Raw genomic sequence first — 15,479 nt, 5'->3', positions numbered from 1 at the left:
TTTTCAACGCGGTAAAAGAAGGAATCCAGGGTCAGGAGATCCTGCAACGGCTCTTCACGGGTTCAGAACCGAGATGGCATAGGTGAGATACGCGGCAAAACTCACCCAGATTATGTAGGGGACGAGCAGGATCGCCGCAGGTACCGATACCCTGGCAAAACTCCATATCGAGAGGGCGATCGCAATCCAGAGAATGATGATCTCGATGAAGGCAACGGAGGGCATCTGAAGCCCGAAGAAGAAGTACGACCAGAGAACATTGAGGACGAGCTGGACACCGAAGATAGACATGGCCACCTTCACATCTCTTTTCTCCCACCCCCGCAGCCAGACCAGGTAGAGCGCGATGCCCATCAGGAGGTAGAGGATCGTCCAGACCGGCCCGAAGACCCATGACGGCGGCGTGAGATCGGGTTTTGTCAGGGCTGCATACCAGGTGGGAATCGCAGGCGTCGTGAATATCGTGCCGATGAGGCCTGCGGCCTGGCAGACTGCGATTGCAGCAATGAATTTAAGTATTTTAGTGAACGGCATACTCATGCCAATAATACTCCGACAGATTTATAAATCTTTTGAGATTCAACCGAATCGTCCGACGTTTGGCCACTATCTATCAGAAAAAACGGTTTTTTCGGGAGGAGAAACAGAAGTGCCGCCCCGGGCAGGGGCACAGAGCAAACCTCACCCCGGCGACAGTGCTTCAGGAAAGATATGATACTCCTCATGCAGGTGATTGGTCGGTTGCACACCCTCCCGGGGTAGTGCCCTCCGAAACAACTGATACTCCCTTTGTTGCGATCGCATCCGGGTGTTCCCGATTGATTGCAACCCGGGGCACGGCTTTCCCCTGGGTATCGCCATGACTGCCCCCGCCCCTTGAGGGGTGGGGTTGACGATGTCTGTGGATCTTCGCGGGAGACAGGGGAGACACCCGGGAAAACGGTCGTCCCCGGACAAGCCCGGTCCAGCACCAATCTCGTCAGGGAAGAATGACAGCCGGAAGAGAGCTTCACCAAAGCCCGATTTTTGTCATGAACGCGGGTTGGTGGATAGCGGAATTCGGTCGGATTCTCTGCGATCACGTATCAGGTATATGCTGGAGCACTACCCCGGCATGCCGGGGCGGCCCTCCGATCCCGGAGTTGTAGCGGCGATCGCGTCACTCCGGAGCAGGGCGCCAACGCGTATCGGTCGAAGCCGCCGATCTGACCCTACTCCTCTTCGAGAACGTACTCGTCGTCTGCGGCGCTGCCATCCCCTGCATGGAACACTTCACGCAGGGTAAACCGGAACGCCGCCCCGAGCTCGGGACGGTTCTCCACACGGTCGTCTACCCAGACGTGCCCCCCGTAGCGCTCGATGAGTTTCTTTGCGATATACAGACCCAGCCCATCGCCGCTCCCATGCGACCGCCCCCGCTCGAACCGGTGGAATATTGATTTCTTCAGGAGATCCGGCACGCCGGGCCCGGTATCCTCGACCGAGACCAGCACATTCTCGCCGTCGTACTCCTCGACGCGGATGCCGATTGTGACATCCGGCCCGCCGAACTTGATGCTGTTGCCGATCAGGTTTCCGAAGACTTCGGAGATGAGGTCGTCCGCCCATACCTCGCAGGCCGTCCCCTCATAGACGATCCGGACATCCGGAAATATCCCGATCACGTCGCGGATAACCCGTTCGAGGTCACACGGCGTCATTTCTGGCGAAGCCCGGTGAATCCGGCGTATCGTCGAGACGTTCGCCAGGATCTCGATGCTTTTTCGAAGACCCCTCTGCAGCTTCCGGGCATACGCCGCCGCCTCTCCGTCGAGCATCTCGATGAGGAGATCGGCATAGAGGTTCGCGACGTTCTCGGCGTTCCTGATATCGTGGGTCATGATATCCAGGTAGAGGTTCGCTTCCCGGTTCGCCGCCTCGAGCCGTTTGTGGAGCATCCCTTTCAGAATACCCGACCCGATCTCCTTGCCGATCGCCTCAAGGAGCGTCTTTTCCTCACCCGAGAACGACTGCCCGGTCTTGCTGCCGATATAGAGCGCCCCCACAACGACCGATTCCGCGGTAAGCGGGATGCAGGCAAGAGACGCGATATCGAGTTCGTGAAGGAGAGCTGACTCGATAGAACTTAACGCAGCGCTGCTCTCGATATACCGCGCCTGCCCGGCGATGAAGACAAAGTTGAGCGGCCAGTGATGCACTTTTATGATACGGCTGCGCGCAAGTGCGTCGGCCGGGAGATTCTCATGGTACTGCAGCAGCGCCCGTTTCCGCTCCGCATCGAGCATGTATACAAGCCCGACGTCATGCTCCATCAGCTCGAGCGTGCGTTTCATCCCGGTCTCCAGGAGCTCCGAAAGCGAGAGCGACGAGGCGGACGAACCGATGATCCGGTTAAGAACGATCAACTGCCGGTTCCGCGTCAGGATCTCCTGCTCAGCGCGTTTACGTTCGGTGATATCGACGAACGAGGCCATGATCGTGACCGGCTCACCGGACTCATCGGTGACGGTGTTCGACGAGAACCGGAGATCGAACGTCGTGCCATCCCGCCGTTTGCCAACCATCTCATCGGTCCACTGCCCGTCGCGCCAGACAGCCTGCAGCATCTCCCCGGCCGCACACTCGTCGTCCCAGAAAGACGGTGCCGCCCTGCCCAGAACCTCATCCGCCGAATCGTACCCCCAGAGAGCGAGAAACGCCGGGTTGACGTACGAAACCTTCCCGGCAGGATCGATGAATGCAATGGCGCTGACCGACGATGCAACGGCCATCTCCATGATCTGCATCCGGTGCTCGGCGCGCTTGCGCTCGGTGATGTCCATGACGCCGATGATCGAGCCGCAGGGGATGCCGTCGCCACCGGTCAGCAGCGATGCTGCAACGAGCCCGGTCATCCGGCTGCCGTCCTGCCTGACAAAGGTGCACTCATACTGCTGCGGGAGATCAAAGTGTCGCTCCATCTCCTCCCAGCACTCGCCGGAGACAAAATCATAGACGGATCTGCCGGCAAGTTCCTCCGGCACGGAGCCCAGCATCTCCGCCATCCGCGGGTTGCAGAAGGTGATGGTGCCCCAGGGATCGACGGCACAGACCCCTTCGTTCAGGCTCTCCACGATCTGCCGGTAGCAGCCCTCGGGGCGGCGAAGCCCCCGGGTCACCCTCTTCTGCTCACGGACGTGCCCTATTGCGCGGCGGACGAAGCCCGCGTTCGCTGCAGCCCGGATCCGATACTCACGAACCCCGCTCTGCGCGGGGTGAAGAGCCGGATTGCGGTCTGCATGCTCCGACAGGATGATGATGGGAAGGTCGGGTGCGCGATCGTGCAGCACACGAACGGCCTCGACGCCGGTGCTGCCCGGAAGGTTCGGATCAAGCACTGCAATATCGAACGTATCCTGAAAAATAGCGGAGATTGCGGCTTCAATTCGTCCGCACTGCACGACCTCGCAGAGATCGGTGCACGAACCAAGTATTTCGCGAATGCAAGAAGGGTCGGAGAGGGTGTCTTCAATCAGCAGCAGCTTCACTCTTTCGTCCATGGTATCACTCTGTGCAGGGAGTCGCCGGGCATCGGTCGAAGTCTTCGATCGCATGTATGACCACTGGTAACCAGTTCAACATAGACAGGTTTTCGGATATAGGAGTTTGCATATACCTCTGCCAGGTGCGCACGGGTCCTGTGCTACGCGCTCTTCTGCAGAATTGTTTCCGGCGACCCGGCTGCGCTCATGCCGGCATATGGCAGGGGAAGGGCGCCCCGTGCCAGCCCCGTGGCAATGACAGACGTAAACGCCTCCGCCGAAAACAGGAGAAACATGATCACCAGCTGGTACTCGGCAGCCCAGATGGGATCGACGCCTGCAACGATCATCCCTGACATCGCACCGGGAAGGACGACGACGCCGAGCGCCTTGAGCCGGTCGATGGAGGGGATGAGCGATGCCTTCACGCTCTCCCGGGTGAAGGGGGCGACGGCCTCCTCCGGCGTTGCCCCAAGACAGAGCGCCGTCTCGATCTTCGCACGATTCGACGCTATCTCTCCGGTAAACCGGTTCAGGGCAAGCGAACAGGCGATCATCGATGCCCCGACGGTCATGCTCCCGATAGGGATGAGAAACTCGGGCGTGACCGGCATGACACCGAGGAGGATCAGCACCAGCAGGACGGCCGAAGAGCTTCCCGAGATCGCCGGGAAGGTGATCCGGAGCGGACGATGAATCCCCATCGCCCGTTTTGCCGATATGACTGCAGCGATTCCCATCATCGCCGCGAGGACGAGGACGATCAGGAGCAGATTTTCGGACTCGAAGACGGCCACGACGATGAGCACGACAAGCAGCAGCTGGACGACGGCGCGCAGGGTTGCGACCCCGATCTCCCGCGACAGCCCGAGCTGTTTGTACCAGGAGAGGATGAGAACCAGGCCGATGAGCAGCAGTGCAAGCCCGAGGTTCACGAGCCCGACTGCCGGATCGTACAGCGGATCGGTCATACGATATCCTCCACACGACCGTCCCGCATCCGCATGACCCTCCTGCCGAGCGTCTCTGCCTGGCGGAGATCGTGCGTGACCACGACAATCGTCCGCCCTCCGGCATTGAGCCGGCGTATCGTCTCCTCCACAACCCCGGCGGATGCCCGGTCGAGCGCCGACGTCGGTTCGTCGAGGAGGAGCACCTCGGGATCGAGACAGAGCGCCCGGGCAATACAGACCCGTTGCGCCTCGCCGCCCGAGAGCGTCTGCGCATCTTTTGCAAGGTACGTCCGCCCCAGACCCACGGCTTCCAGAACGCCGCCGAAGTCGGGTCTTGGGCAGTGCCGGTTCGCCTGAAACGAGAAGGGATAGGCAAGATTCTCCTCCACCGTGCCGGGAAAGAGCACCGGCACCTGGCCGACAAGGCAGACGCGCCGCCGGATCTCGACCGGATCGCAGTGCATACTATCGGTGCCGAAGACCTCGATCGTTCCACCCGACGGTTCGATGAGACGATTGAGGCATTTGAGCAGCACTGATTTGCCCGAACCCGAAGGGCCCGTCACGGCGAGGGTCTCTCCGGCCTCGACCGAGAACGAGACGCCGACAAGCACAGACCTCTCTCCGAAAACCCGGGAGAGGTTCCTCACCCGCAGAGCGGGGCATCGATGGTCGTGTACCAAGCCGGTTCCGGCACTGGCGAATGTCATCGGGAAGCTCCGTAGCAGCATCTGTCGCGGATGCTGATTGCTCTATGGGTGACGGATATGAGAAGCGGGAAAAAGAGGGCTATTTTCTGCGGGAACGCAACCGCCCGATCGCATCCCCGCCTGCAACCTTCACCACAAAGGTGCCGTGGCAGGGTTTGGTATAGGGAAATACGACGTCCTCTCCGTCGATGCCGACGTACAGCGGCGGAACGCCGATCAGGTGGACGTCGTGGATCTTATAGCCCGGTTCCACCTCGTAGTATTCCCGAACGTGTTTCTTGATGTACTCCCGCGCTTCTGCAAACGAGCAGCGCGACAGGAGCACCTCCGGCTTCATTGCTTCGAGACAACCCATTGTAGCACCTCATCGATCTTCCGCTTCAGCGGCATGGGGTTGTGAACGGCCTTTGCCGTTATCTGCTCGCAGGGGAACGTAATCGCCGCGGCGACCTCTTCCGGGTGTTCCCCGAAGAGCAGCACGTAGAGCCGTGCCTGCGAGAGATAGGAGATGGTGCCGGCATACGCGATGCCGGAATCGTTGTGGGCGAAGACGAAACAGTAGTCAGCGTCCCGCTTCTTCTCGGCAAGTTCACCGATGACCGCATCCAGGTCTTCAAAGGTGTCCACGTAGTGGCGTTCCGGGTCGGCGATCTCCACCAGTTTTCGCGCCGCCGTCGTTCCCGCGACGATCGGCCGGATACCGTTCCGGCGCAGCCCGTGTGCACAGTACAGCGCAACGCTCGTCTGCACCGGGACCTGCGGGCAGCCGAGCAGGATCAATGCAGTCGTTCCTCGCTCGTCACTCTCTGTCATGGAATCTCCTTCTGTATCTGTTCAAAGACGTCCCAAACACGCTCCGGATGGGTGTAGACGGTGAACCGGTCGCCCCGCGAGAAACAGACAAGGGTGATCCCGGCCCGCTCTGCCGCCGCGATTCCCCGGTTGGTGGACGCCGCCCGGGAGACGACGATCGGAATCCCGGCGTTGGCCATCTTCGCCACCATCCCTGCCGGCTGCCGGCCGGTGCAGCCGATGATGCAGGACGACCGGTCGATGCCGTTCAACGCGGCGTAGCCGACCACCTTGTCGACGGTGTTATGCCGCCCGACATCGCACGCCCGGGTGACCAGGTCGCCGCCGCAGAAGAGCACCGAGCAGTGAACTGCCCCGGTCCGCCGCCATACGTCGGACTCGATCGCCGCCGTCACGGCACGGACGCCGTCTGCGGTGATCGCGATCGACGACTCGACGCTTTTTGGCTCTCCCATGACCCGGAAGCCTCCGGAGGACTCGAGCTCCAGGCTGATGTCCCCGTGTGCCGGGGCGGAGACGTAGATATCCCGGCCCGCAACCTCGACCGACAGGATGGTGTCCGCGAGCCCCTCGCAGATGATGAAACCCGCACCGAGATCCTCCAGGCGGTCCGGGCTCGCCACCAGCGCCGTGAGATAGCGGCCGTTGAAGAAGAGCCTGAAGTGATCTTCGACGATGATGTCGTCGTGTATCTCCCGGACGCTCTCGCCCTTCACCTGGATGGCGGTGCGGCAGAGGATCTCCATCAGCCCGTCTCCTCCCCGATCCAGTCGAGGTACGGCGCGAACCCGCCCACGATAGGGAGAGCGATGATCTCCGGGAGGTCGTACGGGTGCACCTCGCGGACCCGCTCGATCAGCGGGTCAAGCCGGCTCGTGCGTGTCTTGATGACGAGCAGGTGCTCGGGCTCGTTGCAGACCTCCCCCTCCCATCGGAAGCAGGACGCGACCGGCGCGATGTTCACGCACGCAGCCAGCCGTGCATCGATGAGGGAATCTGCAATTGCCTTTGCATCCGCTTCGGGCGCCGTGCAGAAGACCACCACGTACTCGGGAGAGGACATAGGTTTACCTTCACCCCCCGGCCGTATTAACGCTTCTCCGGTCCGGGACAGGAGCCGTCATCGTGCCGGCAGCAGTCGCTGCAGGTTCCGGCGGCGGTTTCCCGTGCAGGAAGCCCGTTTCTGGCCAGGTAGTCGTTGATCGCCGCCCGGATCGCATCCTCGGCAAGCACCGAGCAGTGCTCCTTCGCCTCGGGAAGGCCTCCGAGGGCATTCACCACGTCGTGGGTCGAGAGGTACCAGGCCTCGTCGAGGGTCTTGCCCCGGATGAGCTCTGTTGCGATGCTGCTCGATGCGATGGCGGCACCGCACCCGTAGGTCTGGAACCGGACGTCGGTGATGACGCCGTCGTCGATCGCAAGGTAGAGTTTCATGACATCGCCGCACGATGCACTCCTGGCCTCGCCGGCACCGTCGGCATCTGCAAGCTCGCCCACGTTGCGCGGGTTGAGCATATGGTCCATAACGAGTTCGTTGTACATCAGGTCCCCTCCCGGTCGCCGCAGGGCGGCGCCAGCGGTGAGATGCTCCGCAGCCGCTCGATGACGCGGGGGAGCACGTCGAGCACGTAGTCGATGTCGTCGTCGGTGTTGGCGTCCCCCAGCGTCAGCCGGACGGCGCCGCGTGCCATCTCCGGCGCAAGGCCGATTGCGGTAAGAACGTGCGACATCTCGCCCGATCCGGACGAGCAGGCGCTGCCGGTTGAGACGCAGATGCCGTGGGCGTCGAGCAGGAGGAGGATGGCTTCTCCCTCGACGTAGCGGAAACTGATATTGAGATTGTTCGCAAGCCGCATCTCAGGATGGCCGTTCAATGCCACGTCCGGGACAGCGTCGAGGATGCCCGCAAGAAGGCGGTCGCGCATCCCGCCGATCCGCCGGGTATACCCCTCAATATCGGCCGCAGCAAGCTCTATCGCCTTCCCGAGGCCGATGATCCCGGGCAGGTTCTCGGTTCCGGCACGCATCTTCCGCTCCTGGGCGCCGCCGTGGATCAGGTTCTCGATCTCTGTTCCGTTGCGGATATACAGCGCTCCGATCCCCTTCGGGCCGTAGAACTTGTGGGCTGAGAGCGAGAGCAGGTCGACGTTCATTACGTCGACGTCGACGGGCACGGACCCGATCGCCTGCACCGCATCGGTGTGGAAGGGAATAGCATGCTCCCGGGCGATCTTCCCAAGCTCGGCAACCGGCTGAACCGTCCCGATCTCGTTGTTCGCGCTCATGACCGATATCAGGCAGGTCCGGTCGGTGATCGCATCGGCGACCGCGCCGGGGTCGACGCGGCCGTAGCCGTCCACAGGCAGATAGGTGACCGAAAAACCTTGCCTCTCCAGGTGCTGGCAGGTGTGGAGGACGGCGTGGTGCTCGACCGATGAAGTGATGATGTGGCCGCCGCCCCGCCGGTGTGCGGCGCTAGCCCCCTTGATCGCCCAGTTGTCCGACTCCGTTCCGCCGGCGGTGAAGTAGATCTCCGCAGGTTCTGCCCCGATCGCCGCTGCGACGCGGCCGCGCGCCTCTTCCACGGCCTCCCGCGACTCCCGCGCAAAGGTGTACAGCGACGACGGGTTGCCGAAGAACCGCGAGAAGTACGGGACCATGGCGGCAAAGACCTCCGGGCGGACCGGTGTCGTTGCCGCATGATCCATATAGACGGGACGCTCGTTCTCCGCTCTCATAGATACAGAGGTACTTGTCCGTCAGGGGTAACATGGTTACCGATCGGGCATGCCGGATTCACCCGCCGGCGCCGGGTATGCGGCCCCTCAAAATCCCGGGAATAGCTGCACAAAACATACATAGGGATTCATTACCAATGATCAGATGATGTACGCGCAACGCTTGGATCACCTTCCACCCTATCTCTTTGCCCGCATCGATGCGATGAAAGGAGAGAAGATCAGCCAGGGTGTCGACGTCATCGATCTCGGCGTCGGAGACCCCGACCTCCCGACTCCCGAGCATATCGTCGACGCGCTCTGCTCCGCAGCACGCGACCCTGCGAATCACCATTACCCCTCCTACACCGGGATGCTCGCCTACCGCGAGGCGGTCGCAGAATGGTATGCCGCACGTTTCGGTGTCGACCTTGCCCCGAAGAGCGAAGTGGTGGCGCTCATCGGCTCCAAAGAGGGGATCGCCCACATCCCCGAGGCGTTCGTCAACCCCGGCGACTACGTGCTGGCCGCCGACCCCGGCTACCCGGTCTACAAGACCTCGACCCTCTTTGCGGAGGGGAAGGTCCACGAGATGCCCCTTGCCGCCGAGAATAACTTCCTCCCGGTCCTCGAGGATATCCCGGCAGAGGTCGTCGCAAAGGCGAAACTGCTCTTCATCAACTACCCGAACAACCCGACGGCGGCGATCGCACCGAAGTCCTTCTTCGCAGAGGTCGTCGAGTTTGCACGGGAGCACGGCATCGTCGTCGTCCACGACAATGCCTACTCCGAGATCACCTTCGACGGCTACGTCGCCCCCTCGTTCCTCGAGGTCGACGGTGCGATGGAGGTGGGTGTCGAGATGCACTCGCTCTCCAAGACCTACAATATGACCGGATGGCGCATCGGCATGGCCTGCGGCAACCCCGAGATCATCGCCGGCCTCGGCCGGGTGAAGACCAACATCGACTCCGGGGCCTTCGACGCCATCCAGCACGCCGCGATCACCGCCCTGACGGGTTCGCAGGAGTGTGTCGGGGCGGCCTGTGAGATCTACCAGGAGCGCAGAGACGTCCTGGTGAAGGGGCTCCGGGAGCTCGGGTTCGAGGTTGCGGCGCCGAAGGCGACCTTCTACGTCTGGATGCCGGTGGACGACAGCATGTCGTTCGCGGCAAAACTCCTCGACGAGGCAGGCATCGTGGCGACGCCGGGCATCGGGTTCGGCAGCCACGGCGAGGGCTACGTCAGGTTCGCCATCACCCGGTCGGTGGAGCGGATAGAGGAGGCGGTCGAACGCATGCAGGGGATGAGCCTCTGATGCTGCCGGAGCACCTCACCGTCGCGGGCGGGAGGCTGCATATCGGCGGACACGACACGGTCGCCCTCGCCGATACCCACGGCACCCCGCTCTACGTCACCGACGAAGACCGGATCCGGGCAAACTACCGCCGCCTCGAGGATGCCCTGACGGCGCACTACCCGAAAGTTCGGGTGCTCTACGCGGCGAAGGCCAACGGCAACCTCGCCGTCTTCCGCATCCTCGCCGACCTCGGTGCCGGCGCCGACGTCTTCTCTGCAGGCGAGCTTTGCCTCGCCCTCGCCGCAGGGATGCAGGCCGAAAAACTCCTCTTCAACGGGAGCTCGAAGAGCACCGCCGACCTCGCCCTTGCGGTCGAGACCGGGGTTAAGGTCTCGGTCGACTCGCTTGACGAACTGCGGCAGCTGAACGCCGCCGCCGCGGCCGCAGGAAAGACCGTCAGGATCGCGTTCCGCGTCAACCCGGCGATCGAGGTGCCCACCCACCCGAAGATCGCCACCGGGCTTGCAACCACCAAGTTCGGGATCCCCGCAGGGCAGATCCTCGACGCCTACCGCGAGGCCCTCGCCTGCAGCAACATCGACCCGGTCGGAGTCCACTGCCACATCGGCTCGCAGATCCTGGAGGTCGAGCCGTTCGTCCGGGAGATGGAGGTGCTGATCGATCTCGCCCGCGACCTCCTTGCACTCGGCGTCACGATCGAGTTCATCGACATCGGCGGCGGGCTCGGCGTCCCCTACCACCGGGAGACCGACCGGGCGCCGACACCGCAGGACTACGCCGCCGCCGTCATGCCGGTCTTCCTTGCAGGCATCAGGGACCTCGGGATCGAACCCGAACTCTGGGTCGAGCCCGGCCGCTCGCTCATCGCGGACTCGACGATCCTCCTCACCCGCGTCAACTCCGTCAAGGAGGCCTACAAGACCTTCGCCAACGTGGACGCCGGGTTCAACCTCCTGGTCCGGCCGGCGATGTACGACTCCTACCATGCGGTGGTCGCCGCAAACAAGGCCGATGCCCCTGCGGAGCGGGAGTACACCATCGCAGGCCCGATCTGCGAGACCGGCGACCTCCTGGCGAAAGACCGGATGCTGCCGGCCCTGGCGGCGGGCGACCTGATCGCGGTTCTCGATACGGGAGCCTATGGGTTCGCCATGTCGTCGCAGTACAACAGCAGGCCGCGCTGCGCCGAGGTCATCGTCCGCGGCGACGATGCGGCCCTGATGCGCCGGGCCGAGGATGTCGACGACCTGACGGCACCGATGCAGCAGCCTGCATGGCAGCAGTAAGGGAGGAACCCGTCCGGTGAGATTTCACTACCTCCTCGTCGACGACCTCGTCACCCGGGAGGCCTTCGAAGAAAGGGTCGGGGAGACGATAGCCGCGTCAGGCGATCTCCTGGACGAGCAGACGGCTGCAATGGTCGTCGTCCGGGAGATGGGGCGGGCGCACGTCAAGATCCAGGACGTCTCGGCGGCATCAAGCCTCGTCTGCTTCTTTGCGAAAGTCGTCTCGGTCGGAGCGGCCCGCGAGTTCGAGCGGGAGGACGGGACAACGGGCGCCGTCGCGAACGTAGTCGTCGGCGACGAGACCGGACGGGCTCGTGTGGTGCTCTGGGACGAAAAAGCCGAGGCGGTGGGCGAGATCGCGGCAGGCGACGTCCTGGAGGTGCTGGGGCGGCCGAAGGGAGGTGTTCCCCCGGAGGTGCACGCGACTGCTCTCCAGAAGGCCGCCTGCGAGATCACCTGCACCGAGACGGCGGCAGGCTCCGCCCGGGCGGCACCTGCCGACGGCGACCTGCTGGTCAGACTGATCGCAAAAAGGCCTCTGCGGACGTTCACCCGCCGCGACGGCACGCCGGGCGAGATGGTCGAGGCGGTCGTTGGCGACGCCGCCGGTGTCGCCCGCCTGGTTGCCTGGGTGCCCGCCCTCCTCGAGGAGTTTGAACCGGGAGCAACAATCCGGATCACCGGAGCGGCGGTGAAGACGGGAGAGCAGGGCGCCGAGTACAGCCTCGGAGAGTCCGGGACGGTCGCTTTCGAGGACGCAGAGATCGCCGTCCCCACGACACCGATCGCCGAGGTGCGGGAGGGGGAGACCTACTCGGTCTCCGGCCGGGTGGTCGGCCTGCAGCCGCCGCGGTGCTTCACCACCCGTGACGGGAGGACGTCCTGGGTGCGCAACCTGAAGATCGCCGACGCGACCGGGGAGGTGCCCCTGGTGCTGTGGGGAGACGACGCGCAGGAGCACCTGGTCTCCGGCGATACGATCGAGGTCTACAATGCCGCCGCACGCAGCGGACGCTACAACCCCCTCGAACTCAGCCTCGGCAGGGGAGGCGCTCTCCTGGTGCGGAGCGATGAAGCGGAAGAGATCGATCTCGCCGGGACGGTCATCGCCACGCCGCTCGGTGTCTGTATCGACACCGGCGCGGCATGCTACCTCATCGACGTCCCGCTGCCCGTCGGCGTCGAGGTCCGGATACAGGGGACGCTGCACAGGAAGCGGATCGCCGTCCGGCACTACGAAGCCGTCATCCCGGATGCAGAATGTCTCATGATGCGGGCACGCCGGCTCGTCACGTAATTCGGCGGATATGCCGGCGATGCGGGTCTGATAGATGCGGAAGAGTGCATCTCTTCAGATAGGCTCTCACTCCACGGACGTCTGGAACATGCTCTCCGGAATGCGGGATCGTGGAGGAGATCCTCAGAGGGGTGGGGGCCGGCCTATTAGCGCTACCCTTCGATACAGGGATTCAAGCGTATACAGCGTTCTTCCCCTGACCGGGCTTGTCCCGGGGACGACCTTTTTCCCGGGCGTCTCCCCGTGCCGTGGACCGTGGCGGCTAAGCGCCCCCGGGTGGGGCCGACGGGCAGGGGGTTTCCCCTCCCCTATCTCCCGCGAAGATCCCCAGACAGCATCAACCCCGCCCCACCCGGCCTCCGGCCTCCTCCCCCGCCCCTCACGGGGCGGGGGGAGTCATGGCGATACCCAGGGAAAGCCGTGCCCCCGAATACCCCGGATTGCGGTCATCCGGAGCAAGAGATGGCACCGCATCAATTGCCTGGACCCCGCCGATAGCACCAGGAATTTCGGTGCACCCAGAGGGTACGGTAGCGTATATGGGGGGCATCCCCCTCCCCAAACACGACAGCCCTCTTTGGTCTGCAGCGTCAGAGAGTGTGGAAGGAGAGCACATACAATCGATCCGCACGGATTTTCTCACAACCGGAAACGAGCTGCAGCGGAGGGAGATAGGCGTCCCCATCCCGGAAAGCGGCACGCCTGATTCGAGCGGAACGGCAAAGGAGGCGTTCCGGTGACCGGCAGCCACCATCCACCGCTCCGGCGGTCTCCGATAGTGCCGGCGATACACTTTCACACCGCATGGGCATCGACCTTTATGGTTCCGGACAAATAGCATAGATGATACCAGAGCAGAAAGCACCAGGAGATCAAGTGAGGTTACTATGTCAGAGATTGATCTGGAAGATTTACCCGGCGTCGGACCAACCACCGCCGACAAACTCCGTGAAGCAGGCTACGGAACCGTAGAGAGCGTTGCAACGGCGACCACCTCCGACCTTGCGGAAGCCGCCGAACTCGGAGAGTCGACCGCAAAGAAAGTGATCCTGGCCGCCCGGAAGATGGCCGACATCGGCGGGTTCAAGACCGGCCGCGACATCATGGACAAGCGCAAGGAGATCAAAAAACTCCAGATACGTGTGCCCGAGTTCGACGACCTGATGGGAGGCGGCCTCGAGACCCAGGCGATCACCGAGGTCTACGGCGAGTTCGGGTCCGGGAAGAGCCAGCTCGTCCACCAGCTGGCGGTCAACGTCCAGCTCCCCGAGGAACTCGGCGGCCTGGACGGAAGCGCGATCTACATCGATACCGAGAACACCTTCCGCCCCGAGCGTATCGAGCAGATGCTGGCCGGGCTGGACGGCACCGGAGACGCCGATCTCGGCACCCTCGACGAGGTGCTCGCGCGCATCCATGTCGCCCGGGCGCACAGCTCCGACCACCAGATGCTGCTGATCGACACGGCACGGGAGCTTGCGAACGAACTGCGCACCTCGGACCGGCCGGTGCGGCTCTTCGTCATCGACTCGCTGACGTCGCTCTTCCGCTCCGAGTACGCCGGGCGTGGAACCCTGGCCGCACGGCAGCAGAAACTGAACCGGCACATGCACGACCTCTTCAAACTCATCGACGAGCACAACGCCGTCGGGCTTGTCACCAACCAGGTCATGTCGAACCCCGCAGTCCTCTTCGGCGACCCGACAAAGCCCATCGGCGGAAACATCGTCGGCCATACCGCCACGTTCCGGCTCTATCTCCGCAAGAGCAAAGCCGGCAAACGTGTCGCCCGCCTCGTAGACAGCCCGAACCTTCCCGAAGGTGAAGCGGCGTTCATGCTCGAACAGGCAGGGCTCAAGTCGTGCTGAAAGCGGTCGTCACCGACGTCGACGGCACCATCACCGACTCGCGCCGCAGGATCAGCACTGCGGCGATCGAGTGCATCCGCACGCTCGTCGACGGCGGTATCGAGGTGGTCATCGCCAGCGGCAACACCGTCTGCTTCATGGACGGCCTCTGCAAGATGATCGGAACGAACGGAACCATCATCGGCGAGAACGGGGGGGTCTACCGCCGGACCTTCGACGGCACCCTCCGGATCGCCGGCGACCAGACGGTCTGCCGGGAGGCGTTCGACACCCTGGCAGCCCACTTTTCTGAACAATCGGTCACGCTCGAACTCTACAGTCCCGACTACCGCTTCGCCGACGTGGCGTTCGCCCGGAACGTCGACCCGGATGAGGTCAGGGAAGTCGTCCGCGAGCACCGCCACCCGGTGAGGGTGCTCGACACCGGCTTTGCCATCCACCTCCAGGCGCTCGGGGTGAACAAGGGCACGGCGCTATCGGAACTTGTGGGGCTCATGGGGCTCGCTCCTGCCGAAGTCATGGCGGTCGGCGACTCGGAAAACGACATCGAGATGATCCGCACCGCCGGCATCGGCGTCGCCGTCGCCAACTCGACCGGGGCTACGCGCGCCGCTGCCGACTATGTTTCGGAAAAAAAGTACGGGGACGGCTTTGTGGAAGCAGTGAAAATGTATTACGCCGATTTCTGCAGCAGATAGCGATCGACCACAATATAATCTTTGATGTCCTTGACAGCCTCGAAGGGCACGAACATCTTGTCGCCGTCCATCCGGTATCCTTCCGTCCTGAAGGACTCGTCCGGCTTGACGATCAGGTCTACGACCTGACCGGTTCCGAGGTCCACCATCACGTTCTTGATGGTGCCGATGAGCACGCCGTCGGTGCTCATCACTCTCTTCCTGGCCATCGTCCGGGAGAAGGTTTTGCTCATACCAATGATGGGGAGGTATTACTATATAAACTGTTCCAAAACGCAGGAATCTGAAAATAGAG

16 protein-coding genes are annotated in these 15,479 nt (G+C 63.0%); 5 read left to right on the top strand and 11 right to left on the bottom strand.

Annotated features, from left to right (window positions below; genetic code table 11):
* Positions 1 to 54 precede the first annotated feature (54 nt).
* From FGU65_RS12105 to nifS, 10 genes are all read right to left on the bottom strand, one after another.
* The gene (locus tag FGU65_RS12105; protein WP_301664733.1) at positions 55 to 534 is read right to left on the bottom strand and encodes a TspO/MBR family protein; all 480 of its coding nucleotides are present in this window, start codon (positions 532 to 534) and stop codon (positions 55 to 57) included.
* Between the two features lie 677 nt (positions 535 to 1,211).
* A complete protein-coding gene (locus FGU65_RS12100) occupies positions 1,212 to 3,593 on the bottom strand; it encodes a PAS domain S-box protein (RefSeq protein ID WP_301664732.1) in 2,382 nt (793 codons plus the stop codon).
* A gap of 89 nt (positions 3,594 to 3,682) precedes the next feature.
* Entirely contained in the window at positions 3,683 to 4,492 is an 810-nt protein-coding gene (locus FGU65_RS12095) for an ABC transporter permease (RefSeq protein ID WP_301664731.1), read from the bottom strand.
* The gene (locus FGU65_RS12090) at positions 4,489 to 5,088 is read right to left on the bottom strand and encodes an ABC transporter ATP-binding protein (RefSeq protein WP_301664730.1); all 600 of its coding nucleotides are present in this window, start codon (positions 5,086 to 5,088) and stop codon (positions 4,489 to 4,491) included. Before FGU65_RS12090 ends, FGU65_RS12095 begins: the two co-directional genes overlap by 4 nt.
* 175 nt (positions 5,089 to 5,263) lie before the next feature.
* Positions 5,264 to 5,539: a DUF1894 domain-containing protein gene (locus FGU65_RS12085; RefSeq protein WP_301664729.1), complete on the bottom strand. Its 276-nt coding sequence runs from the start codon at positions 5,537 to 5,539 to the stop codon at positions 5,264 to 5,266.
* Complete coding sequence (locus FGU65_RS12080; protein ID WP_301664728.1) at positions 5,518 to 5,997, bottom strand: DUF1890 domain-containing protein; 480 nt, start codon at positions 5,995 to 5,997, stop codon at positions 5,518 to 5,520. The genes FGU65_RS12085 and FGU65_RS12080 overlap by 22 nt, the downstream gene beginning before the upstream one ends.
* On the bottom strand, positions 5,994 to 6,743 hold the full coding sequence (fdhD, locus tag FGU65_RS12075; protein WP_301664727.1) for a formate dehydrogenase accessory sulfurtransferase FdhD: 750 nt from the start codon (positions 6,741 to 6,743) through the stop codon (positions 5,994 to 5,996). The genes FGU65_RS12080 and fdhD overlap by 4 nt, the downstream gene beginning before the upstream one ends.
* A complete protein-coding gene (gene cutA / locus FGU65_RS12070; protein WP_301664726.1) occupies positions 6,743 to 7,060 on the bottom strand; it encodes a divalent-cation tolerance protein CutA in 318 nt (105 codons plus the stop codon). Before cutA ends, fdhD begins: the two co-directional genes overlap by 1 nt.
* A 26-nt stretch (positions 7,061 to 7,086) precedes the next feature.
* Complete coding sequence (locus tag FGU65_RS12065) at positions 7,087 to 7,539, bottom strand: iron-sulfur cluster assembly scaffold protein (protein ID WP_301664725.1); 453 nt, start codon at positions 7,537 to 7,539, stop codon at positions 7,087 to 7,089.
* Positions 7,539 to 8,735, bottom strand: a complete 1,197-nt coding sequence (gene nifS / locus FGU65_RS12060) for a cysteine desulfurase NifS (RefSeq protein WP_301664724.1) — start codon at positions 8,733 to 8,735, stop codon at positions 7,539 to 7,541. Before nifS ends, FGU65_RS12065 begins: the two co-directional genes overlap by 1 nt.
* A gap of 148 nt (positions 8,736 to 8,883) precedes the next feature.
* Between nifS and FGU65_RS12055 the strand changes: the two genes are divergently transcribed.
* The 5 genes from FGU65_RS12055 (at position 8,884) to FGU65_RS12035 (ending at position 15,184) form a co-directional block, all read left to right on the top strand.
* Entirely contained in the window at positions 8,884 to 10,032 is a 1,149-nt protein-coding gene (locus FGU65_RS12055; RefSeq protein ID WP_301664826.1) for an LL-diaminopimelate aminotransferase, read from the top strand.
* A complete protein-coding gene (gene lysA, locus FGU65_RS12050; RefSeq protein ID WP_301664825.1) occupies positions 10,029 to 11,321 on the top strand; it encodes a diaminopimelate decarboxylase in 1,293 nt (430 codons plus the stop codon). Before FGU65_RS12055 ends, lysA begins: the two co-directional genes overlap by 4 nt.
* A 16-nt stretch (positions 11,322 to 11,337) precedes the next feature.
* Positions 11,338 to 12,618, top strand: a complete 1,281-nt coding sequence (locus FGU65_RS12045; protein ID WP_301664723.1) for an OB-fold nucleic acid binding domain-containing protein — start codon at positions 11,338 to 11,340, stop codon at positions 12,616 to 12,618.
* Between the two features lie 887 nt (positions 12,619 to 13,505).
* Positions 13,506 to 14,486: a DNA repair and recombination protein RadA gene (radA, locus tag FGU65_RS12040; RefSeq protein WP_301664722.1), complete on the top strand. Its 981-nt coding sequence runs from the start codon at positions 13,506 to 13,508 to the stop codon at positions 14,484 to 14,486.
* Complete coding sequence (locus FGU65_RS12035) at positions 14,480 to 15,184, top strand: phosphoglycolate phosphatase (RefSeq protein WP_301664721.1); 705 nt, start codon at positions 14,480 to 14,482, stop codon at positions 15,182 to 15,184. The genes radA and FGU65_RS12035 overlap by 7 nt, the downstream gene beginning before the upstream one ends.
* Here the strand turns inward: FGU65_RS12035 and FGU65_RS12030 are convergent.
* On the bottom strand, positions 15,160 to 15,417 hold the full coding sequence (locus tag FGU65_RS12030) for a PRC-barrel domain-containing protein (protein ID WP_301664720.1): 258 nt from the start codon (positions 15,415 to 15,417) through the stop codon (positions 15,160 to 15,162). The genes FGU65_RS12035 and FGU65_RS12030 overlap by 25 nt on opposite strands.
* Positions 15,418 to 15,479: the final 62 nt, after the last annotated feature.

The sequence above is a fragment of the Methanoculleus frigidifontis genome, assembly GCF_030464345.1.
GTDB lineage: Archaea > Halobacteriota > Methanomicrobia > Methanomicrobiales > Methanoculleaceae > Methanoculleus_A > Methanoculleus_A frigidifontis.
This window is presented reverse-complemented; position numbering and strand designations above follow the sequence as displayed.